The 23,205-nt window shown below is 63.9% G+C and carries 20 protein-coding genes; 13 read left to right on the top strand and 7 right to left on the bottom strand.

The features are described 5' to 3' along the window. Nucleotides 1-15: 15 nt before the first annotated feature. Nucleotides 16-378 carry a hypothetical protein gene (locus JOD47_RS11805; RefSeq protein WP_204534519.1) on the bottom strand — a complete coding sequence of 121 codons (363 nt, stop codon included), beginning with the start codon at nucleotides 376-378 and terminating at the stop codon, nucleotides 16-18. Between the two features lie 112 nt (nucleotides 379-490). Here JOD47_RS11805 and JOD47_RS11800 point away from each other — a divergent pair, with 112 nt between their 5' ends. From JOD47_RS11800 to JOD47_RS11765, 8 genes are all read left to right on the top strand, one after another. Next, the gene (locus tag JOD47_RS11800) at nucleotides 491-1,192 is read left to right on the top strand and encodes an HAD family hydrolase (RefSeq protein WP_204534518.1); all 702 of its coding nucleotides are present in this window, start codon (nucleotides 491-493) and stop codon (nucleotides 1,190-1,192) included. Next, on the top strand, nucleotides 1,189-1,950 hold the full coding sequence (locus JOD47_RS11795) for a maleylpyruvate isomerase family mycothiol-dependent enzyme (RefSeq protein ID WP_204534516.1): 762 nt from the start codon (nucleotides 1,189-1,191) through the stop codon (nucleotides 1,948-1,950). The genes JOD47_RS11800 and JOD47_RS11795 overlap by 4 nt, the downstream gene beginning before the upstream one ends. A 20-nt stretch (nucleotides 1,951-1,970) precedes the next feature. Further along, nucleotides 1,971-3,083 (top strand): alcohol dehydrogenase catalytic domain-containing protein, encoded by a 1,113-nt coding sequence (locus JOD47_RS11790; protein ID WP_204534514.1) that lies wholly within the window; start codon nucleotides 1,971-1,973, stop codon nucleotides 3,081-3,083. A gap of 55 nt (nucleotides 3,084-3,138) precedes the next feature. Further along, nucleotides 3,139-3,852 carry an endonuclease/exonuclease/phosphatase family protein gene (locus tag JOD47_RS11785; RefSeq protein WP_204536656.1) on the top strand — a complete coding sequence of 238 codons (714 nt, stop codon included), beginning with the start codon at nucleotides 3,139-3,141 and terminating at the stop codon, nucleotides 3,850-3,852. A gap of 51 nt (nucleotides 3,853-3,903) precedes the next feature. Continuing rightward, nucleotides 3,904-7,446, top strand: a complete 3,543-nt coding sequence (locus JOD47_RS11780; RefSeq protein WP_204534512.1) for a TM0106 family RecB-like putative nuclease — start codon at nucleotides 3,904-3,906, stop codon at nucleotides 7,444-7,446. 3 nt (nucleotides 7,447-7,449) lie between these two features. After that, the gene (locus JOD47_RS11775) at nucleotides 7,450-9,153 is read left to right on the top strand and encodes a nuclease-related domain-containing DEAD/DEAH box helicase (RefSeq protein ID WP_204534510.1); all 1,704 of its coding nucleotides are present in this window, start codon (nucleotides 7,450-7,452) and stop codon (nucleotides 9,151-9,153) included. Between the two features lie 155 nt (nucleotides 9,154-9,308). Continuing rightward, a complete protein-coding gene (locus JOD47_RS11770) occupies nucleotides 9,309-10,853 on the top strand; it encodes a polysaccharide pyruvyl transferase family protein (RefSeq protein WP_204534509.1) in 1,545 nt (514 codons plus the stop codon). Nucleotides 10,854-10,859: 6 nt separating this feature from the next. Next, nucleotides 10,860-11,825: a glycosyltransferase family 2 protein gene (locus JOD47_RS11765; RefSeq protein WP_204534507.1), complete on the top strand. Its 966-nt coding sequence runs from the start codon at nucleotides 10,860-10,862 to the stop codon at nucleotides 11,823-11,825. 121 nt (nucleotides 11,826-11,946) lie between these two features. Here the strand turns inward: JOD47_RS11765 and JOD47_RS11760 are convergent, their stop codons facing one another. Beyond that, nucleotides 11,947-12,597: an SDR family oxidoreductase gene (locus JOD47_RS11760; RefSeq protein ID WP_204534505.1), complete on the bottom strand. Its 651-nt coding sequence runs from the start codon at nucleotides 12,595-12,597 to the stop codon at nucleotides 11,947-11,949. Nucleotides 12,598-12,797: 200 nt separating this feature from the next. On the opposite strand from JOD47_RS11760, the gene JOD47_RS11755 reads away from it, so the two are divergent. Both JOD47_RS11755 and JOD47_RS11750 read left to right on the top strand, forming a co-directional pair. Then, nucleotides 12,798-13,841, top strand: a complete 1,044-nt coding sequence (locus JOD47_RS11755) for a matrixin family metalloprotease (RefSeq protein ID WP_204534503.1) — start codon at nucleotides 12,798-12,800, stop codon at nucleotides 13,839-13,841. A 131-nt stretch (nucleotides 13,842-13,972) separates the two neighbouring features. Then, on the top strand, nucleotides 13,973-14,629 hold the full coding sequence (locus JOD47_RS11750) for a class I SAM-dependent methyltransferase (protein WP_204534500.1): 657 nt from the start codon (nucleotides 13,973-13,975) through the stop codon (nucleotides 14,627-14,629). Between the two features lie 41 nt (nucleotides 14,630-14,670). Here the strand turns inward: JOD47_RS11750 and JOD47_RS11745 are convergent, their stop codons facing one another. The 5 genes from JOD47_RS11745 to aztB form a co-directional block, all read right to left on the bottom strand. Then, entirely contained in the window at nucleotides 14,671-15,645 is a 975-nt protein-coding gene (locus JOD47_RS11745; protein WP_307836399.1) for a CopD family protein, read from the bottom strand. A gap of 249 nt (nucleotides 15,646-15,894) precedes the next feature. Continuing rightward, entirely contained in the window at nucleotides 15,895-17,136 is a 1,242-nt protein-coding gene (gene aztD, locus JOD47_RS11740; RefSeq protein WP_204534496.1) for a zinc metallochaperone AztD, read from the bottom strand. Nucleotides 17,137-17,223: 87 nt separating this feature from the next. Beyond that, nucleotides 17,224-18,165: a zinc ABC transporter substrate-binding protein AztC gene (gene aztC, locus JOD47_RS11735; protein ID WP_204534494.1), complete on the bottom strand. Its 942-nt coding sequence runs from the start codon at nucleotides 18,163-18,165 to the stop codon at nucleotides 17,224-17,226. Beyond that, nucleotides 18,162-19,379: a PQQ-binding-like beta-propeller repeat protein gene (locus JOD47_RS11730; RefSeq protein ID WP_204534493.1), complete on the bottom strand. Its 1,218-nt coding sequence runs from the start codon at nucleotides 19,377-19,379 to the stop codon at nucleotides 18,162-18,164. The genes aztC and JOD47_RS11730 overlap by 4 nt, the downstream gene beginning before the upstream one ends. Further along, the gene (aztB, locus tag JOD47_RS11725) at nucleotides 19,366-20,232 is read right to left on the bottom strand and encodes a zinc ABC transporter permease AztB (protein WP_204534492.1); all 867 of its coding nucleotides are present in this window, start codon (nucleotides 20,230-20,232) and stop codon (nucleotides 19,366-19,368) included. The genes JOD47_RS11730 and aztB overlap by 14 nt, the downstream gene beginning before the upstream one ends. 52 nt (nucleotides 20,233-20,284) lie before the next feature. Here aztB and aztA point away from each other — a divergent pair, with 52 nt between their 5' ends. The 3 genes from aztA to JOD47_RS11710 all read left to right on the top strand — a co-directional run bounded on the left by aztA (nucleotide 20,285) and on the right by JOD47_RS11710 (nucleotide 23,120). Then, on the top strand, nucleotides 20,285-20,956 hold the full coding sequence (aztA, locus tag JOD47_RS11720; protein WP_204534491.1) for a zinc ABC transporter ATP-binding protein AztA: 672 nt from the start codon (nucleotides 20,285-20,287) through the stop codon (nucleotides 20,954-20,956). Next, nucleotides 20,953-21,489 carry a GNAT family N-acetyltransferase gene (locus JOD47_RS11715; protein WP_204534490.1) on the top strand — a complete coding sequence of 179 codons (537 nt, stop codon included), beginning with the start codon at nucleotides 20,953-20,955 and terminating at the stop codon, nucleotides 21,487-21,489. The genes aztA and JOD47_RS11715 overlap by 4 nt, the downstream gene beginning before the upstream one ends. A gap of 98 nt (nucleotides 21,490-21,587) precedes the next feature. After that, a complete protein-coding gene (locus JOD47_RS11710) occupies nucleotides 21,588-23,120 on the top strand; it encodes an HNH endonuclease signature motif containing protein (RefSeq protein ID WP_239548086.1) in 1,533 nt (510 codons plus the stop codon). Nucleotides 23,121-23,205 lie beyond the last annotated feature (85 nt).

The raw sequence follows: 23,205 nt of genomic DNA, 5'->3' as shown, positions 1-23,205 counted from the left end.
ACTGCCCCAGTGGGGTCAGACGCTCATCCCGCTCGGGAACGCGCTGGAGAAAGCGGCAGCGAAAAACAGGACCCACCCGATGATGAGCAGGATGCTCAGCGCGCCGAGGATGATCGCGACCCATCCCAGCAGTCGCCCGCCGGCAGCCGGCTCGCCCATCCGCTCGGCCTTGTTCGCAGAGCTGATCGCAAGCGGACCGAAGACGAACCAGAACAGGAACATCCCGAGCACGCCGTAGGCGAGTGAGAGCTGAGCAGCGCGCTTTCCCTCGTAGTCTGAACCTGCGTGGCTCATGCCCGGAGACCTGCGGGTGCTGGCGGTCGCGAAGGGCTGTTCGCTCGGGTACGGAGCACGATTCTGGGTGGAGTAACTCGACATCTGTATTCCTTCTGAGACAAGGTTGGTAGACCGGGATCCTGTTGGTGAGTTACCGCCGATACACCCGTATTGGAGCACATCTTATTGCACGGCGACGATGCTAGGCGGAATCATGACAGAACAGCACGACGACGGCGCCCGCGGCGTCCTCTTCGACGTGGACGGCACGCTCGTGGACACCAATTACCTGCATACCCTCGCCTGGTGGCAAGCGTTCCGCCGCTTCGGCCACGATGTGCCCATGGCCAGCATCCACCGCACCATCGGGATGGGCGGCACCACCCTCATCGAGCACCTCATCAGCGAGGACCGGAACACCGACCAGGACGAGGCACTCAAGGACACACACGGCGCCCTGTTCTCAGCGCAGTGGCCGGCTATCCGCTCGTTCGACGGCACCCGCGACCTGCTGAAGCATTGCGCGGAGGCGGGCCTCGCCGTCGTGCTTGCCACGTCCGCAAACAACGAGGAACTGGCCGTCCTGAAGAAGGTGATCGATGCCGATGATTCGATCACCGGCGCCACCACCGCAACCGATACCGGCATCAGCAAACCCTCCCCCGACATCCTTGAGGCGGCGCTGAAGGTTGCAGATCTCAAGGCCGAAGAGGCGGTGTTCATCGGCGATGCCGTCTGGGATGTGCTTGCCGCCAACAGGCTCGGCATGCGCACCATTGCCGTCACCACCGGCGGCACCAGCGAGGCTGAACTGCGCGACGCCGGTGCGGCCTACGTCTTCGAGAACGTCCGGGAGCTGCTGAACGCGATCCTCGCCGGCGGGATCCCTGAACTGGCGAAAGGAACCGGCCGATGAATCCCGACTACCCGTATACCCTCACCTTTGACCGCTACCGGGAGCGGATGGAGAAGGACTTCTCGCGGTTGCTGGAGCTCACTCGCTCCGCCGACCTCACCGCCCGTGTTCCTGCCTGTCCTGACTGGGACATCGAGCAACTGGTCCGCCACACTGCCCTCGTCTACCTGCAGAAGGCCGAGACCATCCGCACCGGTACCAAACCGCAGGGCCGTTGGGTTCCCGAGGAGATTCTGCAGCTGGGCCCGGTCGAAATCCTGGAAGCCTGCTACGAGCGGATCACCGCTGAATTCGATGCGCACAATCCGTCGGATCCAGCCGAATCGTGGGTCGCGGAGGATCAGACCGTCGGCTTCTGGATCCGCCGGCTGGCGCACGAGACATCGATCCACCGCTACGACCTCGAAGCAGCCCTGGGCGATCCTCAGCCGATCGGGACGGACCTCGCAATCGACGGTATTGACGAGGTATTGACCGTCATGTTCGAGCGCGGGCGGTCCACTCAGGTTGCTGACGACGCCCCGGCAGAGGTCACCGGAAATCTGGTGCTCGAAAGCGGCGGTGGATCCTGGTCGGTTCGCCTGCTGCCTCACGACGTCGAGATCTCCTCCGCGGCAGGCTCCTCCCCCGACGCCATCATTGAGGGGGAACCCAACGACGTCCTGTTGTGGCTCTGGGGCCGCGAACCGTTGCCCATGCAAGTGGACAGCGGCGGTCTGGCAGCAGAATTACGACGGCGCCTGGCCGCCGCTACCTGATCCACCGGATAAAGGCACCCATGAAAATCACTGGAGCAATTCTCGAAGAAGTCGGACGGGGCCGGCCCTATGCCGACTCCCGCCCCATCAGCATCGGTGAGGTCGAGCTTGATCCGCCGGGGCCGGGCGAGATTCTGGTGCGCATCGAGGCCGCAGGGCTGTGCCATTCGGATCTGTCCGTCGTCGACGGGAACCGCGTCCGGCCCGTGCCGATGCTGCTCGGCCACGAAGCGGCTGGGCGGGTGGAAGAACTGGGCGAAGGGGTCACCGGTCTCGCGGTTGGCGACCGCGTGGTGATGGCCTTCCTGCCGCGCTGCGGCGAGTGCAGGAACTGCCGGACCGATGGCAAGCTTCCCTGCTCCACCGGCTCCGCCGCCAACAACGCGGGAGTGCTGCTCGGCGACGGGCAGCGCCTGCACCGCGATGGGAAGGAGGTCAAGCACCATCTCGGTGTCTCCGCTTTCGCGACGCACGCCGTCGTCAATCAGAAGTCAGTGGTGAGAATCGACGACGACGTCCCACCGGAAATCGCTGCCGTCCTGGGTTGCGCTGTGCTCACCGGAGGCGGTGCGGTGATCAACACCGGCAGGCCGCAGGACGGTGACACGGTGATCGTTGTGGGGCTGGGCGGCGTCGGTATGGCTGCACTGATCACGGCGATTTCACTGGGTAAAGGCGACGTCATCGGCGTCGACGCGGTGCCTGCGAAGCTGGACGCGGCCAGGGAACTCCGCGCCGCCGGCGTCTATACACCCCAGGAGGCCCTCGAGCTGGGAATCAAGGCGCCGGTGGTGATCGAGGCAGCCGGCAATGCCCGGGCGTTCGAGACTGCGGTGCAGCTCACGGACGTCGGCGGGACCACAGTGACCGTTGGCCTGCCGTCGCCGGACGCGCGGGCGTCGATTGCACCGCTTGGCCTCACGGCGGAAGCGCGCACGATTGTGGGGAGCTACCTCGGCTCAGCCGTCCCTCAGCGGGATATCCCGACGTATGCGCAGCTGTGGCGGGAGGGGAAGCTGCCTGTCGAGGCGCTCATTTCCTCGCATATTGCGTTGGAGGACATCAATGAGGCAATGGACCAACTCGCTGATGGGAAGGCAATCCGGCAAGTCATCATCTTCGACGAAGCCTGAGAGTGTTTAGACTGAACCTGCTTCTGCCGTCCATCGCCAAAGGAGTGCGGCCCTGATACGCACGATCAGCTACAACCTCCGTGAGCACAAGGCCAGCGGTGAGCTCGAAGCCCTCGCCGAGGACTACGAGGTGGATCTGCTGTGCCTGCAGGAGTGCGATGCCTCGGACCTGCCCGACGTCGTCGGTGGGCTGCAGATGGCAACCGCCACCAAGGAAAACCGCCTGGGACTCGCCATGTACTACCGGCGGGACCGCTTCGATATGGTCCGTGCCGACTCGTTCTCGCTGAAAAAGTCCCTGCATGACCGGGTGCTCACGCCTGCCCACGAGCGGCTGATCGGCGTCAAGCTCCTCGACCTGCAGACCGACAACACGCTGGTTGCCGGGTCCTTCCACGCGGCTCCCCTGACGGCCTCGAATTCGCTGCGCAGGCACCAGATCAACGCAGCGCACGCCGAGCTCCTGAGCATGGGAGACGGTTTTGCCACCCTGATGGTCGGCGACTTCAACTACCCGTTCTTCACGCAGAAGCTCACCGAGCGCATGAATGAATCCGGCTACGACCTCTCGCTGAGCGACCGGCGAACCTACACCCGCGGCATGGTGTTCCGGGGGCACTTCGACTTTGCGACGTCGCGCGGACTGGAGATCGACAAGGTGGAGACCCTGCCGCGCGGGGCGTCGGACCACCTGCCGATCCTGGTGTTGGCCGACTATCGGGAGAATATCGAGGAGCCGGCAGCGGAGGACGAGATTCAGCCCGCTTAGAATTGTCAGGGGTGCGTGTTTCCATGGGAATAACAAACCCATGGAGGTGCAATGTTCCTACTCGAGCCCGTCAGTGGCCAGAACACGCCCGATCTTGTCTTCTCCGCGACGGACCTCGTCAACGCATCGGTCTGTGAATACCGCACGCTCCGGGTGCTCGACGAGAAACTGGGCCGCGCGCAGAAGCCCGAATTCGACGTCGACGAGATGCTTGAGCGCACCGCCCAACTCGGCGACGTCCATGAACAGAGAATCCTCGAACAGTTCGTTACCGAGCACGGTGAATGGGATCCAGAGCGGGGAACTGGCGTGTACGACGTCGTTCCCGCCGCCGGTATGGAGCGTTCACTCCTGCTCGCGAAGCACACAGAATCTGTCGAAGCTTTGCGCAGCGGAGCTGACGTTGTCTTTCAGGCCGCTTTCTTCGACGGACAGTTTCACGGGCGGTCGGACTTTCTGGTGAAGGTCGACGGCGCGTACGCCGTCTGGGACACCAAGCTTGCCCGCCATGCCAAGGTTGGCGCGCTCCTGCAGCTGGCGGCCTACGGCGATCAGCTGCTGAAAGCCGGGATAGAGCTTGCGCCGCTGGTAACGCTGGTGCTCGGCGATGAACAGCACAGCAATCACCGGGTAGCGGACCTGCTGCCCGTGTACCGGGAGCGAAGAGATCGTTTTCTCAACCTGATCGGTGCACATCGCAGCCAGCCGGAACCGGTGATCTGGGGTAGCGAGTCGCACAGTGCATGCGGACGGTGCGAATATTGCCAGCTGATGGTCGAAGAGACGAGGGATCTGCTGCTGGTTGGACGGATGAGCACCACCCGCCGGGCGAAGCTGCAGCAGGACGGCATTCACACGATTGACGATCTGGCGGCGATGGACGTTCTCCCGGATAATGAGAGCCTCCTCGCGCTCCAAGACCAGGCTCGGATGCAAACCGGAGACGCAGATATCGACGGGAGCGTCGAGTACACGGACAAGCACAACGAGAAGCAGACGCTGAGCTACCGGGTACTGGAGAACAACAGCTTCGGCAACCTTCCCGAGCCAGATGGCGGTGATATCTTCTTTGACTTCGAAGGCGATCCGCTCTGGCAGGATCCGCTTTCCGGCCGCTGGGGCATTGAGTACCTTTTCGGCGTTGTGGAAAATCCGCCGGCGCAGGGCGATGAACCGCCGTTCGTGCCCTTCTGGGCGCACGATCGTGTCGAGGAGCGCACTGCGTTTGCGAACTTCCTCGACTACGTGGCCGAACGACGCCGTCGTTATCCCAACATGCACATCTACCATTACGCAGCCTACGAAAAAAGTGCTCTGCGAAATCTCTCGCTGATCCATCTGATCGGCGAGGAAGCGGTAGACACTCTCCTTCGTGACGGTGTGCTGGTTGACCTGTATGAGACTGTGCGCACGAGCCTGCGGATTTCAGACCGCTCGTACAGCATCAAGAAGCTCGAACCTTTATACATGGGAAGCAACCTGCGCTCGGGAGACGTGACCGACGCCGGCGCCTCAGTGGTTGCCTACGCTCAGTTCTGCGAGGCACGGGACAGCGGGAATACCGAGCGGGCATCGGAGATCCTCGCCGGGATCAGCCACTACAACCAGTACGACTGTCTGTCCACCCTTGAGTTGCGGAACTGGCTGCTGGGACTGGCCGCCGAGCGCGGCATCGGGTTGGCGCAGCCTCAGGAGCCGAAGGTCGACAGGTCCGAACCTCCCACGCCCGAGGAGCAGGTGCTGCTCGATCACGTGTTCTCCCTGCCAACAACCCGTGTGCTGACCGACGACGAACAGGCCATTGCCATGGTCGCTGCAGCCGTCGGTTACCACCGGCGGGAAGCAAAGCAGTTCTGGTGGGAGCACTTTGACCGGCTCGGCTCTCCCGTCGACGACTGGTCCAATACGCGGGATGTCTTCATCGTGCGCCATGCGACCGTCGTTCATGACTGGAAGAAGCCCAATGCACGAAGCAATCACGTACGGGAACTCGACCTGTGCGGAATCTCGTCCGAGGGTTCGGACTTCAAGCCGGGAAGCACCTGGTTCCGCATGTACGGCGAACCGCTTCCGGAAGGGCTGGAGCCATTCGACGGCAAAGTCGGCGGCCGAGAGGGCTGGTTCGGCACGGAGGTCGTGAAAACCTACGCCGATCGCGACGGCGAGCACCTCGTCGTCCGGGAGAAGCTCAAGCGCGGAGGGGAGCAATACGGGCAAACGCCGATGGCCCTGACCGCGGATCAGCCGGTCGCTACGAAGTCCATCCGCGCTGCCCTCTCCGACTTGGCGAGGGAGGTTGGAGCGAGCCTTCCCGAGCTTCCCCGCACCCCCGGGCTCGAGATCCTCCGTAAGGCACGTCCTCGCCTGACCGGCGGAGCCGCACTTCCGGAGGTCGTCGATCATGAGTACATCCCAGCCATCACCGCAGCTGTCGAAGCTCTGGACCGTTCCTACCTCGCTGTCCAGGGTCCGCCGGGCACCGGCAAGACCTACATCGGGTCCCATGTGATCTGCGGTTTGGTGGCGCGTGGCTGGAAGGTCGGTGTGGTGGCACAGTCCCATGCCGTCATCGAGCACATGCTCGGAGCAGCCCTCGCAGCCGGTGTGCCGGCTGATCGAGTCGCCAAGAAGACGAGCAATCCTGAGGCGCCGTGGCTTCACAGAACCGACGACGACGTCTCCGCCCTGCTTAACGGGTTGAACGGCGCGCTGGTCGGCGGTACAGCCTGGACGATGACCGGCAGCAAGGTGCCGCCGGGATCGCTCGACCTGCTGGTGATCGACGAGGCCGGCCAGTTTTCCCTCGCTAATACCCTTGCGGTTTCGCGTGCAGCCAAGCGCCTGCTTCTGCTCGGCGACCCTCAACAGTTGCCGCAGGTGACGCAGGCAAATCATCCCGAGCCGGTTGACGAGTCGGCACTTGGTTGGCTCTCGCAGGGCAGCGCAACGCTTCGACCCGAGTTCGGATACTTCCTCGCCGACAGCTGGAGGATGCATCCGGACCTGTGTTCGGCGGTGTCGCGGCTGGCGTACGACGGCAAACTCGAAAGTGCGGTCATCGCGACGAAGCGGGTGTTGGAAGGCGTGCCTGCCGGCGTGGAATGCGTTCTGGTTGAACACAGCGGAAATGCAAGCGCCTCCTCAGAGGAAGCCGAGGAAGTCGTTCGGCAGGTGCAGAAGCACATCGGTCTTGCCTGGGACGACGCGGCTGTACGGCGTCCCCTCACGAATGCCGACGTACTGGTGGTCGCTGCCTACAACGCACAGGTTCAGATGATCCGTCGGAAGCTCAAGGATGCTGGGCTGGAAGGAACCCGCGTCGGCACCGTCGACAAGTTTCAAGGTCAAGAAGCTCCCGTGGTCATTGTCTCGATGGCGTGTTCCGCGGCGTCAGATGCGCCACGAGGCATCCAGTTCCTGCTGAATCGCAACCGGATCAACGTGGCCATCTCCCGCGGTCAGTGGAGGGCCATCATCATCCGCTCCCCCGAGCTGACACATCATCTTCCGTCCCGACCGGAGCACTTCGAAGAACTTGGCGCATTCATCGGTTTATGTGGAGAAAGCTACAGTGCGGATTCGGTGGAGGCTTAGGACATGTTCGCCGTACACTGCATCCCCGAGAAGCCCGTCTTCGATGACGGCCAGTCGGCGGAGCGTGCCGTTTGGCAGGTGCTGAAAGCAGCGTTGCCGGATGGCGTGGTGTTGGCGCATTCGGTTCAGGTACGGCACGGAAGCTCCGAACACGAGACCGATCTGCTCGTCCTGTGGCCCGGCGTCGGCATGGCAGCCATCGAAGTCAAGGGTGGCCTGGTGAGTGTGGATAAGGGTCAGTGGTACCAATCGGACCGCTCCGGAAAGCATCCGGTTCAGAGTCCACTGGTGCAATCCCAGGGCTCCAAGCACGCGTTCCAGGAGTGGATCGGTGAGCAGCTGGGCAGTGTGCTCACCAGCCGCTTCGCCTACATGGCGTGCCTTCCCTATACGTCCGTACCCCGGGACTGGACACTCAGCGGATCTCCCCGGGCACTGGTTCTGGATCGAGAAGACCTGCCCGGAGCGGCCGAGAAAATCCGTCACGCCATCGAGACGGAAGCCAGCGGCGCAACTCCGCTGGCGGCGTCGTACCTGGCACGGATTGCGCGGAAGCTGGAAGGAACCTTCGATTCCCTGCCCAGTGACACGTCCAATACAGCCGAAAGCGAGGACCTGCAGGACCAGTTGACCGAGCGGCAGGACACTCTGCTGGCCGCTACCCGGGATATCACGCGCATCCGCTTCACCGGCGGCGCCGGCAGCGGCAAGACGTGGCTTGCCCTCGCCAAAGCGCAGGAGCTCTGCAAGTCAGGCAAACGGGTTGGGGTCTTCTGCTACAACAAGGGCCTGGGAATGCACCTGCAGAACAAGGTGGGTTCCTGGCGGCAGAGGCAACCGGCGTTCACCGGCGAGTTTCACGAGTACGTGCGGTCCCTCGGGGTGCCGGACGGAGAAGGGCAGTCCTACTTTGACGAGGAGATGCCGCGACTCCTCAAGGACAAAGCCGCTCACCTCCCGATGGATCAGAAGTTCGACGCCGTGGTGGTGGATGAAGCGCAGGACTTCGCTCCGCTCTGGTGGGAAGCGCTGTTCCAGTGCCTGAAGGATCCGGATTCCAGCGAGATCTACGCCTTCATGGACGACCGGCAGGATGTCTACCACCGCAGCGGCGGCACCGCGGACTTCACCAACGGACCGCTCGCTGACCTGGTCCCCATTCATGTGGACGACAATCTCCGCAACACACGCCGCATCGCCCTGACCTTCAAACCCCTGGCCGGCAAGCACTTCACGCCGCGGGGGAACACCGGGATGCCGGTGCGGCGGGTGGACTGCACTACCGAGGATGCCTTGGACCGCGCTTCAGACTGCGTGGACGCGCTGATCGACGAGGGCTGGCCGGCCAACCAGATCGCCCTGCTCACCACCAACCACCGCCACCCCATTCACCTGCAGCACCATGAAGCCGGCACCACCCTTGAATACTGGAACGAGTTCCATGCGAAGGAGTCTGAGTTCTATGGCCATGTACTCGGTTTCAAGGGACTCGAACGATCAGTGGTCATTCTCTGCGTGGACGGTTTCAAGAAGCTGGAGCGGGCAGCCGAGCAGCTGTATGTGGGGATGTCGCGGGCTCGTAGTCTGCTGATTATCGTGGGCGACCCGGAATTGATCGCGCAGGGTGGCGGCAGAGAACTGGCGCAGGCCCTGCGAGCGTGCGAGGTGTGGGATTCAACTCTCGCCGATCAGCAACCGCAGAAGTGAGCGTCCCTGAAAGGCCTCCCGCTCAGCGATGCGGCGTTCAATTGCGACTGATACTTTGTTCCAGTGCCGGGAGTCGGGCACACTGAGTCGGTCACACTGAATCGGGGCGGCCAGCCTCCTGGCGCTTCGCTTGCTGAACGAGAATGAGGAATTCCATGAGAGTTGCTGTCCTGGGAGACATCGGCCAGCCTGTCTACCATGTCGGCGACGAAGCTATGACTCACGCTGCTGTCGAGGAGTTGGCAGCCCGGGATATCGACAGCATCCTCCTCTTCAGCCGAGACGTGGAAGACACACTCGCCCGCTATTCCGGAGTCGAAGCCGCTCCCACGCTGCAGTTTCCCTGGCCTCCGAATGACAGGCGCGACTACCTCCGGCGCATCCGGGACGTCGTCGCAGGCGACCATTCCCAGCTGCCACCCTCGGACCAGGTATGGGGCTTCATTGAAGCGCTCAGGTCCTGCGATGCCCTGCTCATCGCAGGTGGCGGCAACATGAACTCAATCTATGGCTGGCTGCTGTACGAGCGCGCCGCCGCAGTCAGCATCGCCCATTCCCTCGGCAAGCCCGTGGTTCTTGGCGGCCAAACCCTCGGCCCCACCCTGTACGGCGAGGATGGCGCGACGGCCGAGCGCATGGTGCGGAAAGCCAGCCTCGTTGGAGGGCGGGAGGCTTTCACCGTTCAACTACTCAGGGAATTCGACGGGTCAGCGCGCATTGGCGAGTGTCTCGACGACGCCGCCTTCTTCGCAGCCTCCGCCGGGGATTGGCCTGCAACGGAAGCCAGCTTGAACGCGCAACGTCCAAGCACTGAACCAGCCCTTGACCTGCCGACGCAGTATGCAGCGGTCACCTTCTCGGCTCCGAGCGGCATTCCCAGCGGATCTGCCGCCTACCTCGACTTTATTGAATCAGTGGCAGCGTTCCTCAACCACGCCCAGCAGATCAGTAGGCTGCCACTGGTCTTCCTTCCCCATATGGCGTCGCCGGGTGCCGGTGATGGCGACGAAGCCACTCATCGCGATATCGTCGCGGCCATGGGTCTCGCGGCCATGGGCGAATCACCACAGTTTGTGTTGCCCATCCAGACAGCTCACCGCACCGCCAGCCTCACGTCCGGCGCTGCACTGGTGCTCACTTCCCGCTACCACCCGGTGATTTTTGCCATGGAAACGGGTGCCCCAGTGGTGGCTGTGGCGTCCGACAACTACAGCGGTACCCGACTCAGCGGGGCATTGGCGCACTGGGGCCTCGAAGACTTCGCCCTTTCATCGCTGTCGCTCCTGGATGGCACAGCGAGGCTGGCAGTGGAGGAAGCCTGGTCCAGGCGAGGCGAAATCAGGGCCCATTGCGCAACTGCGGGGCCTCAGCGGCGCCAGGAGTTCACCGCGTGGTGGAACGACGTCGTATCCGCCCTGAGAGGCGAAACGTTCTCCACCCCGACCTTGAGCCGGACCACACAATTGCCGGCAGCGGGACCATGGGGCAAGCAGGCAGCGGCGGTGAAGTCCGCCTTCCTTCGCCTCAGCGCAGAGGTGGAGGAACTTCGCGTAGTGCGGGAACAGCTCACCGGAGACCTGGACCTTGCGCGCCGGGATACGGATGCCGCAAGGAGTGAGTTGCAGGGCTGGTTCGCGTCACGAAGCTTCCGAGCGGTGCGCGGGGTAGCGTCGCTTCGAGCCCGGATCGAGGGGAAATAACACACCATGACAATTGAGCCTGCTGCAGCGGTCGCCATCATCATGCGGACGAAGAACCGCCCTTTGCTTCTGGAACGGGCACTTCAGGATGTGCTCCGACAGACGTTCCAAGGCTGGATCCTCGTCATCGTGAACGATGGTGGGGACGCGCACAAGGTTGATCTGCTCCTCGAACGACATGCGTCGGCCCTGGGAGGTCGCGCCAGCGCTCTGCACCATGCGCATTCCAAAGGCATGGAAGTCGCTTCCAATGCCGGAATCCGTGCCACTGCATCGGAGTTCATTGCGATCCATGATGACGATGACGAATGGCACCCCGAGTTTCTTGAGCAAACCGTCCGCCATCTGAGTAACGGTGAAGACGCCGGCGTCGCGGTCCGGACCGAGATTGTCTGGGAACGCATTCAAGGCCAGCGGATCGAAGATCTGGAGCGCGAGATCTTCTGGCCCGAGATGAGGTCGGTGACGCTCTTCGACATGTTCCGAAGTAATCGCTGCGTACCCATCTCGGTGCTCTACCGACGCTCCGTGCATGAGGACATCGGCTATTACGACGAATCACTGTCAGTGGTGGGCGACTGGGAGTTCTATCTGCGTTTGCTGCAGCGCCATCGCCTGGGATTCATCGACGGAACACCTCTCGCATACTGGAACCGCCGCCGCGAAACCTCCGGTGATCTGGCAAACAGCGTAGCTCAGCGGGAAGAGCACATCCGCCTCGACCTCGAGGTGCGCGAGCGCCACCTGCGGGAATACGTTGCATCGCAGGGAATGGGCGCGTTGCTTTACCTCACCTCCTACAACCAGCACGAATTTGACCACCTCCACCAGCGAAAGAACTACATGGAGGACCAGGTCGGAGAGCTGAACCGACGCATCGATTTGTTGGAGGAAGCCATCAGTGACGCCAGTCTGGTGAGCCTGATCCGACGCCGTTACCGGCGGTTCAAGGACCGCTTCGTAGGTCGCTGAGTGGGCGCTGCGCCCGCACCTGAGGGCGGGGGCAGCATGCACACGACGGCGACGGCGCCACGACCGGCGGAGGTGTCGTCACCACCTCAACGGGCTTCTCGGTGTCCGGGCAAGGGCGGCGTCACACCACCTCGAGCGCCTCCGCGATGGGCGTCTCGCCGGTGTTGAACTGGACGAACTTCCCGACAGTCCCCGGGTTGTTCAGCACGGATGCAGCCACCTGCGCCACGTCCTCACGGGCCACTGAATCCTGCTGTGGATCGGCCGACACCTCGATGGTTCCCTTACCGGGATCCGTGGTCAGCGCGCCTGGGCCGAGGATTGTCCACTCGAGATCCGTGCCGCGCAGGTATTCGTCTGCCGCAGCCTTCGCCTCGGCGTAGTGGAAGAACCCGTTGTCCTCGGGTACGCCGTGATCCTTGCGCGCGCCGATGTAGGAAACCATTACGTACCGGTTGACGCCGGCCTCTTTCGCGGCATCCATGGAGCGGATTGCGGCGTCCCGGTCGATCGCATAGGTCGCCTCAGGGCTGCTGCCACCCGAACCCGCCGACCACACCACCGCGTCATGTCCACGTACGACGTCGGCCAGCTCACCGACCCCCAGTTGAGTCACGTCCGCGATAACAGGCTTCGCTCCGGCCTCCTCGACGTCAGCCGACTGATCCGGATTGCGGATGATCGAACTCACCTCATGACCGGCTCCGGACAGAACCCTGGACAGGTGCAACGCCACTTTCCCGTGGCCTCCAATGATGGCAATGCGTGACATAACCGCTCCTTTTCGTTGGGTGTCTTGTCCTTCGCAACACCACGAAACCGCTGAGCATTCCAACGAGGTGTCCGCCATTAGGGATTCGGCCGTTGCCGCCGCGCAGCTTTTCAGCAGGATTGGCCCAAAACAAGAGAGTAACCACAGTCCGCAAGGGAAACTGATTCTGGGAAGGTCTGCCCTAAAAGGAAGGGACACACATGGGGGTATTGGATCGCGAGTGGTCCCGAAAAGACGATGTGCCGCCGTCGCCCTTCGGGCCGCCGTCGTCGCCATTTAGTCCGCCGTCGTCAGTGCCGCCGTCGTCGGGCGGGCTGCGGCAATCCGGCTCGGGACGCGTCCCGCAATGGGCGCTTGAAGAAGCGCTCAACGAACAGCTCCGTGCCTACGCGGCTGAAAACGGCGGGATGCGTGCGCCAAAGACGCGCCGCCGCCGTCGTCCGCGGTCTTCGAGCTTCAAGTTGCGGGTCCGCACTGCAGCGCTCATCGCATTTGTCGTTGCGCTCTACCTGACTCCCACGGTCTTCGAACGTGACATCTTCCCCGATGTACTTCCGCACCTCCCCTGGTCCAATGTGCCGCCGCGTGGGGTTGAAGCATCGGCCATGCCCTTGGGCACCCCGCCGCCGTCGACCGGTTCAGCTCAGTACAAGCTCTTTGACTACCCGGGCCTCCTGCAGGAATTCGTCGCCTATGATCCGTGTCGGCCCGTGCATTACGTAGTCCGTCCCGATTTTGCGCCGGCCGGAACCGAGGGGATCGTTCAGGAGGCCGTTGCCGAGGTGGCTGCCGCGACCGGGTTTACCTTCGTCTTCGACGGACCAACAACCGAAGCTCCAAGCCCTGAGAGCCGCAACTCGTATCAGCCCGAGCTGTACGGCAAGCGTTGGGCACCGATCCTCATAACGTGGACCAGCCCGGCCGAGGTGCCGGATCTTGCGGGTCCCACAGCGGGGCTTGGCGGTAGTGAGGTGGCTCAGCGTCCGGACAAACCCATTGTCCTCGTGGCCGGTCAGGTAATGCTCGATGCGCCTGCCATGACCGAGATCCTGGGTTACCAGAGCGGGCGCGACCACGTTCGGGCCATCGTCATCCATGAGCTGGCGCACGTGCTCGGCCTCGACCACGTGGATGACCCGAACCAGTTGATGTACGAGGAAAATGACGGCCGAACCACCCTTGCTGATGGAGACCTCGCCGGTCTCGCGAAGCTCGGAGCGGGGCCGTGCGTACCGGAGCTCTGATTGTCGTCTGGCCGTGCGACCCAACAGCCCGACGACGGTGACCCTCGCGGTCCTTGACGGCGGAGCGGTGCACCCCCAGAGTTGGGAACGATGCCGGCGTTCCGGCCGGCTGAACACGGTGGAGGACCGCGATGACCGTTCCGGATTCACAGCCAGGACCCGCCGAACTGCAGCATCCCCGATTTGCCCGCGCCTATGCACGGGCGGTCGAGGGGATGAACCGCAGGGGCGCCGACGAACACCGCCGCGCACTCCTGGCGGGCCTGACCGGCAGGATTGTGGAAATCGGAGCCGGTGACGGATCGAATTTCGCACACTATCCGCGCACGGTCACCGAGGTTCTGGCGGTGGAACCCGACGATTACCTCAGGGCACTCGCCAGGCGCCGGGCGTCCGCTGTTTCCGTTCCCATTCGGGTGGTCACCGGCACGGCGGAGAGTATTCCGGCGGTGGATGGCAGTGCGGACGCAGTGGTCGCGAGCCTCGTATTGTGCAGCGTTTCGGACCAGGGTGTGGCACTGGCGGAGGCGCGCAGGGTTCTGCGCCCGGGCGGGATTCTGGCCTTCTACGAGCACGTCCGCTCCGACCGGAAAGTCCTCGCTGCCGTCGAGGACGTGATGACGCCCCTGTGGCAACGGGCTGCCGGCGGCTGCCACCCCAACCGGGACACGTTGAAATCGATCATCGCCGCCGGGTTCGACGTCAGCGACAACAAGCGCTTCGGGTTCTCAGTTCAGCCGCTGGCGCCGCGCGTCGCGCACATCCTCGGCCACGCGGTTGCACCCTGAGCGCTGGCCTTCCGGACGTGCGAGCCCCGAATGGACCAGGTTTACAGCGGCGGCTCAAGCCCCACCAGCGCAACGGCCAAACCATAAGCGACACCCATCACCACCAGTTCACCGGCGGCCAGCTTTCCGAAGTCGCCCCTGCTGAAGGAGGTTCCGGCAAGCAGACGACGACGGTGCAACGCCCCGATCCCGATCAACCCTCCCAGCACGACCACCTTCAACAACAGCACCAAGCCGTACAGGGAACCGGGCAGTGCAGCAAGGTCCGGCACCCGCACGACCGCACTGACCACGCCGCTGACAGTGACCACCGCCGCGCAGATCAGCGCGAGGCGGCTGAACCGCTTCACCGCGGTGTGCAGCTCGTCGTTCCGGTGAAGCGCTAGCCATCCGAGGCCCGCGAGCCCGCCGACCCACACTGACGCTGCCGCAATGTGCCCGGTCATGCTGAACATCGCGAGGCCGTGCCCGGACTCAGAAGCGGCGTGACCGCCGAGGGCCAGCGTAGTGGTACCCGCAACGGCCAGGAACAGTGCCATCTTCAGCGCAGTGGAAGTCCGTGCAACCCATGCCGTGACCGCACTGGCCAGCAGGAATCCGATCTGCGCGATCAGCGCACGCCCTGACGCGAGCTGGTCCAGAAAGACCCCGAAGTCAGCGAATCCTGCCCCCTGCAGCGGCCCCTCTCCCAATACCTCAAAATAGGTCCACAGCAGGAACACCCCACAAACGACGACGGCGGCCAGCGCCGCCACACTCCCCCGCCTGCCGAGCCGCACGGCCAATGGCGAAAGATTTTCCGAACCGGCGTTGTCGGCGGGTGAGTCCTCGGCGGGTGAGCCGTCGGCGGGTAAGTCGCCCGCAGGCAAGAGTACGCCGACGCAGAGCAGTGCGATCGCTGTCAGGCTCGTGAGGTGCACCAGCACGCGCACCAGCGGCAGAGTCCAGCCGACAAGGTTGGCGGTGCCGCCGTCGTCGGACAGTCCGAAAAGTGCCAGCGGAATCAGTGCCGCCACCAAGACGGCACCGAAACGACGGTGAGGAAACGCCGGGAGGGCGCACCGACAGCGTGCGCGGTTCGAGGGAACACGTGCATCCCAGCCTTCCGGACGGTCAGTACGCGTGAGCATCGGCACAGCTCAGAGGCGGTCCTTCGATCCTAAGCCAGCGTGCGGCCGTGGGTCAGCGACAGGACCGGGCCGTGGGACCGCGAAAGACCCCGCCGCTGATCAATCACAGCGATGGGGTCCTTCAGCTTGCTCAGCTCATCCGGTGACGGCGGTCAGCTCGTTCGGAGTGTGCTCCACTTCACCGGTTCCGGTGGTTTCCCCGGATTCCACGTCAACTGCATGGATGGTGTTGGTTGACGGGTCGGTGATGTAGGCGGTGTGGTCTTCGACAAAGAGCGTGGGCCGCGGCTGCTGCCATTCGAGCGGTTCCTCCCACTCGCCGATCACCGGGAAACTGTTGGTCACTTCGGCGGTGTCGGGGTCGATCACGTGCAGCGAGCCGTCTGTTCCCAGGACCAGCCCTTCACCGTGCGGACCGCGGGCCAGCGACCGGAAGCTGTAGCTGGTACCGATGTCAACCAGGGTGAGGTCACTGGTCTCGGTGTTGATCAGCGAGACCGTTTCGGGGCGCTCAAGTTCGGCGTCGGGATCCTGCTTGTAGTCGCCGAGCGTGATGACCGATTCCTCGGAGCCGGCCTGATTGCCGATCCGGCCGTACTCGGTGGGGCTGTCCAGTTTGGTGATCTCGCCGTCCGCGTAGATGAGGACGCCGGTCTCGCAGCCGATCACTACGGCCTCGCCTGCGGCCGTCGCTTCACCGTGTACACCCGGGCAATCCTCGTTGCGGGCGATTTCCTCGCCATTTTCGTCGAACACCACGATGCCCGGGCGCTCTTCCTCGTTGCCGAGCGTGAGCACCAGTTCACCACTGGAAAGCTCGACGGCGACACCATGGTGCGCTTCCTCCGCCGAGTAGGTCTCGACCTCCGGCTGGCCTTCGGCGAGGTCGCTGGATTCGAAGACCATCACTTCGCCGGTTCCGTCACTGAAGAGGATGGTCTTGCCGTCGTGGCGGACCACGTGGCCGGGTTTGCTCGTGGGGAAGGCGATGTCCGTCATCATCGGTTCCTCAGCGTAGGAAATGCCGCCGTCGGTCCAGGCGCCGGTATCGACCACCTCGAAGCCTTCGGCGGTCGAGATGATGACGTGTCGTCCATCGCCGGCCGGATTGATCCGGTTGAAGCCATCCAGCGGGAAGTCGCCGAGCACCTCGAACGTTTCACCGTCGAGCACCTGGATGCCGCCGTCGTACGTGGTGACTAGGCGCGGTGTGGGTTCAGCGACGGTTACTGCGGCGTCGGCGGCACCCGTTGCTGCCGGTTCGGGGTTGGTTCCGCAGCCGGTGAGTACAAGGCCCGTGACCGCGAGCGCCGTGGCAAAGTGGGCGGGTCTGGATTGGGCGAAGGTGAAGCGGGCGGGTTTGGAGCGGTGATGCATGGGTATTCCTTTCGGTGGGTGATTCATGACAGTGCTGATTCATGACAGTGCTGATTCATGACAGTGCTGATTCATGACAGTGCTGATTCATGACAGTGCTGCAGCGATGCGTTCGGTGTTGGCGCGCATCATGTCGAGATAGGTGTCGGCGCCCGAACCTTCAACGCCGAGGGATTCTGTGAACAGCGGGACCACGTCGATATCAGTGCCCACCTCTGCGGCAAGCACTTCGGCAAGCCGTTGCGACTGGGAGGAGTCCGCGAAAATCGCGACGACGCCCGCGTTCCGGATTTTCCCGGTTAGGTCATCAAGGTCCGACGAGCTCGGCGAGGCCAGCGTGGTTCCGCTCGGAATCACTGCGCCGATGACGTCGAACCCGAACCGCTGGGCGAGGTAACCGAACACATGGTGGTTTGTGATGAGCTTGCGCCTGTCCCCGGGAATCGTGGCGAAGCTGTCCTCCATGGAGGTTTCAAGCACGCTGAGTTTCGTACGGTATGCGGCGGTTTGCTTGCGGACGAGGCCTTCGTCCACACCGTCCACGTGCTCGATAATTCCGTCGGCAAGCGCCTGGGACGCCCGGGCCACCCGGCCGGGGTCGGTCCAGAAGTGGGGATCGTCGGTAGTGCCGCCGTCGCCGTCAGTGGCGCTGTGGGAGGTAGTGCCGTCGTCGTCGTGGGTGAAAGTGATCGGCTCGATGGCGTCCATGGCCTCAATAGCAGGCACGCCCTGCGCGGCGGCTGCTTCGACATGGTTGAGCACGCCCTCCTCGAGCCCTGCGCCGTTGGAGATGATGAGGTCGGCGTTCTCGATCTGGGCCGCCTGCTGGGCCGAAATCCCGAAGGAGTGCGGGTCTGCGTTCGATTCCATGAGAACGACGACCTCGGCCTGGTTCCCGATGAGGTTGCGGGTGATATCGCCCAGAATGTTGGTGGTGACGACGACGGTGGGCCGGTCCGCGGCGGCGGCGGAGCATCCGCTCAATCCGGTTGCGAGGACAAGCGCTGCGGCGGTGAGCGCGCGCCTCACAGTCCGGTCTCCAGCAGAAAGTCGGCGGACGGAACGTCGAAGCTTCGGGCAACGCGGAGGCCGTCGGCGTAGTCGATCTCGTACACCGTCGAGCCGTTCGGATCACTCACGTAGGCACGGGACGTGTCGATGCGGAGCTGGGGCACCGAATCCTCGACGTGTTCCAGCAGCGGAACCTGGTTGAGGACTGCGCCGGATTCAGGATTGAGGGACAGCAGGGAGCCGTCGGTACTCACGGCGAGAACGCGCTGTGTGTCTCCTCCTACTGCCGACGCGGCGACCACCGGAACGGGTGTCTCAAGGAACGTCCATACCCGCTCCGAGACGTCGAGATGCCAGACCCCGGTGTCGCCAGCGGGACCCGCAAGCTCGTTGGAACCGGGGCGGTGGTTCAGCGTGTCTGCGGGCTCGGCTGAAGCGTCCGCGGGGTACGGGATATGCTCGGCTGCAAACGCGCCGTCGTCCTCCGTTATCAACAGCGCGCCGTCTGTGCAGGAGAAGACGACGCCGGCACGCGTCTGCGCATGCGCACTTAGCCCGGGGCAACGTGCCTTGGGGAGCACTGTCTGGTCGTCGAGATTCCGCACTTCGACGCCGTCGGGAATTCCGTCCGCCCCTGCCACGCTGACGAGGAAGAAGTCCTCGAAGGGAACCGCGACTCCGCGGTGCGGGCTGGTGGTGATGCGTCCGGTCTCGACGATCCTGCCGGCGTCCAGATCCTCCCTCAGGTAGAGGGAGGCGTACCCCTCCGAATCGGAGAACACGGCAATCACCGAGCCGTTGCCGGCAACGGCTCCCGGGTCTTCGAGTTCCAGTGTGCCGACGACGCCGGGCTCGGCGCTGTAGTAATGGTCGTGGTCTCCGTGGGCGACGGTCCAGGCACCGGTGTCGAACACATCCATGCCATCGTCGGTGGTGATGAAGGTGTAGCGGCCGTCCTGGTGGACCGTACTGACGGGGCCGAAGGTGCCGGCGTCGACGGTTTCTTCCGTCAGGAGTGAGAGCAGCTGGGCTTCGCCGGTTTCGCGGTCAAGGGTGAGCAGCCCGGTCTGCGGCTCAGAGTTTTCCTGCGCTCCGGCGATGTAGCCGTGAGGTGCCGTTTCAGCAGGAGTCTGGCTGCCGGCGTCGGGCTGGGTACCGGCGTCGGGCGTTGCGCATGCTGCGAGCAGCGGGAGCAGGCCAAGCAGGAGGAGAGGGGTCTTAGTTCGATGCACTGGGCTGAAGTTCCGTTTCTAAGGAGGGAGCGGTTCGTGCCTGGTTGAGGAGTCCGTGGGCGAGCGCGGAGACGAAGTAGGACAGGGCGGCGACGAGTGCGATGGTGGCTCCGGCCGCGGTGGAGGCGTACCAGGAGATCCACAAGCCGACCACGACGCTGCCGGCGCCGAGAACGGACCCGAGGACCATCGCTGTGCGGATGGATTTCGCCCAGACCAGCGCTGCGGCCGGCGGAGCGATAAGGAGGCCGAAGACGAGAAGCGTGCCGACCACCTGAAACGATGCCGCTACCGCCAAGGTGATCAGGCACAGCAGGACGAAGTGCGTGCGGCGAGGGTGCAGGCCGAGGCTCGCGGCTTTCTGCTGATTGAACGCGGCGGCGGTGAACGCGCGGTGATGGACGGCAGCAGTGGCCAGGACTACGGCGCCGACGATCGAGAGCACCAGGATGTCGTCTATTGCGACGGCGAGGACGTCTCCGAACAGCGTGCCGGTCAGGTCCACGGCAAAGGTGCCGGCCGAAGACACGAGGATCACCCCGAGTGAGAGCATCACGACGAACAGCAGCCCGATCGCCGTATCCTGCGAGACCCTCCGGTTCCTGGTGATCACCGAGACGCCCGCAGCGGTCGCCGCAGCACTGACCGCTGCGCCGACGATCAGGTTGCCGCCCAGCAGCGACGCGATCGCGATTCCCGGCAGCAGCCCGTGCGCCATCGCGTCTCCGAGGAACGCCATACCCCGCACCACCACCCAGATGCCGACCACCGCGCAGAACACAGCGACCAGCACGCCGCCGATCACGGCACGCTGCACGAAGGACGCGCTCAGGGGCTCAAGTAACCATTCCATCGCGACTCATCCTATATTGATAATGAGAATGATTCGCACATAAGGAGAAATCATGGTGATTGTGAGCGGTGTTCGATACGCCTATCCGGGCAGGCAGGCGCTTGGCGGCCTCACTCTCACGTTCGAGCGCGGGGTGCATACGGTGGTTACGGGCACCAACGGGTCCGGGAAGTCGACGCTGCTGGCGCTGGCTGCCGGCGTACTGAGGCCGCAGTCCGGCTCGGTGCTCCTCACCACCAGCAGCCGGCCGGCCTTTGTCATCCAGCACACGCGGATCCCGGAGACGCTTCCCAGCACCGTGCGCCAGGCGGTCGAGATGGGACGGTGGCCTCACCGGCCCTGGCTGCTGCCGCTTGGTCCGCGTGATCGCCGGATTGCGCGGGACGCCATGGAACGCCTGGGAATTTCGGACCTCGCAGATCGGCAGCTCACTGGACTTTCCGGAGGGCAGCGGCAGCGGGCGCTCATTGCGCAAGGACTCGCACAGGAAGCGGACATCCTCATCCTTGACGAGCCCACCGCCGGCCTGGACACAGCGGCACACCAGCTCATCCGAGTGGCGGTCGACGAGGAACTGCAGCGTGGCGTCACGATCATCGAATCGAGCCACTCACCCGAGGACATCGAACGAGCAGAACGGGTAGTCACACTTGAGGGCGGCCGCGTCATTTCCGATACGGGATCGATGTCCCGGCCGGCAATCAGCGCTACCCTGACTCCGTGACCGTTGTTATTGACCATGCCACCGCGAACGACGCCGGCCCCCTCGCCACCCTCGCCGCCGTCACCTTCCCGCTCGCTTGTCCGCCGACATCGCATCCCGACGACATCGCACATTTCATCGCAACGGAGCTTTCCGAGGAGCGGTTCACCCAGCACATCGCGGACCCGGACAAAATCCTGTTATGTCTGCGGGAGGACGGGCACCTTCTTGCCTGGAGCACGCTGGTCAAGGGGCTGCCCAAGGACGAGCAGGTGAGGTCTTCGCTCTCGATTTTCCCCACCGTGGAGCTGAGCAAGTTTTATGTGCATCCGTCGCACCACGGGCAGGGATCGTCGTCGCGCCTCATGGAAGCGTCGCTGGAGATTGCTGCGAAGGGAACCGGTGCCGAAGGAATCTGGCTCGGCACCAATGACCGCAATGCCCGTGCCGTCCGCTTCTACGAGAAGCACGGATTCACGCGTGTAGGGGCAAAGACGTTTCAGCTTGGACGGAATGTCGAGACGGACTTCGTACTGGAGCGTGCGCTGGGCTGAGTGCGGGTTGGCTGGGCTGTGGATAAGTTTGTTTCACTTGTCCTCCACATTGGCGGTATTCGATCGCGGTTAGAACGCGTGTTCGATAAAATTTGGGTATGGCCGTCGCAGTGCTCGAACCCACCATGGAAGATGCTTCTCTTCTGGGTGGCCTGCGGTCCGGCCTATTGAGCTTCGCCCAGCAGTTTGAGTCGTCGTACCTGACGCTGAGTCCGCAGGAGGCCGCGGCAACCCTGGTCGAGGTCGAGCAACTCTCCAAACTGGTCGATCATCTGCAGACCGTGGCTGCCCGTGCCGCCGAAGACCACCAGCTCGCCACCACGGACGCCCGGGACCCCTACAAGAACACCGCGGACTACCTGCGGGCGAAAATCGGTATCAGCCGCACCGAAGCGAACCGCCGGCTACGGCTCGGACACGACGTCCTACCCGAGCTTCCCGGACCAGGAGCCGCCGTAGAGCCTGCCCTGGCTGTTCTGGCTGAAGCAACCAGTGCCGGCGCGCTCAGCAGCCGTGCCGCCACCATCATCCGCAACGCCATGCACCGCGTGTCACCCGCCGCGACCCGCCCCGAGCTCGATGCCATGGAAGAGCACCTGGTCCACCAGGCCGTCGAATCCGATGAGGACGTCCTGCGGGCCCTGGCCCAACGCTGGGAAGACATCATCGACCAGGACGGCACCGAACCCACCGACAAAATCCTCCGCGCACGCCAGGGCGTGTTCCTGCGCGGCAGACGCCACGGCCTGCACTTCATGGAAATCGGCGCCACCGACGAACAATACGAACACCTCATCACCGTCATGAACACCGCCACCAACCCCCGAAACCAGGGCACCGTTCACCAGGACGACGCAAACCACAGCGATACCCCACCTGCCGCGGCCGACAACGGCAACCTCACCGACGGCGGCGCCAACGACGCCGGCTCCAGCCCCGATCAGCCGACCCGTGAACAGAGCCTTCTCGACGGTCTCGTCTCAGCCTGCCGGATCGCACTCGCAGGTGACGGCCTCCCCGCAACCGGAGGCCACCGCCCCCAAGTAATGGTCACCATCAACTACCGCGACCTCCTCAACGACATGAGCGACCTGGCAGACAACGGGCATGACGGGCACTCGGTGTTCGCCCAACAGTTGAGCGCCCGCAGCATCCGTAAACTCGCGTGCGACGCCGACATCCTCCCACTGGTACTCGGCGGCAAAGGCCAGGTCCTGGACATCGGCCGCACCCAACGCCTCTTCCCACCCCACCTGCGACGGGCACTGGTCGCACGCGACAAAGGCTGCGCCTTCCCCGACTGCACCACGCCCGCAACCTGGTGCGAAGCCCACCACACCATCCCCTGGGCAACAGGCGGAACCACCAACCTCAACCACGGCGTCCTGCTGTGCTCCTGGCATCACCACCAAATCCACCAAGGAAACTGGACCGTCGAATCAATCAACGGAATCCCCTGGTTCACACCACCCAAATACCTCGACCCCCACCAAACCCCCAAACGCAACCGCTACTGGCAAGTAGAACAAGCCATCCACAACCACCTCGCGCGCTCTAACATCGGCACAGACTCCAACACCCACGCGAGCACCCACACCCACACGGGCACCCAACGCGCGGCACCACCCTGACCAACGGCAGAACCCTGACCAGCGGCGAAGCCCTGGCCAAAGGCACCGGACGCCGGTTGTGGGTCGGTTGTGGGCCGGTGCGAGT

The sequence above is a fragment of the Arthrobacter tumbae genome (assembly GCF_016907495.1).
GTDB classification, from domain to species: domain Bacteria; phylum Actinomycetota; class Actinomycetes; order Actinomycetales; family Micrococcaceae; genus Arthrobacter_D; species Arthrobacter_D tumbae.
This window is presented reverse-complemented; position numbering and strand designations above follow the sequence as displayed.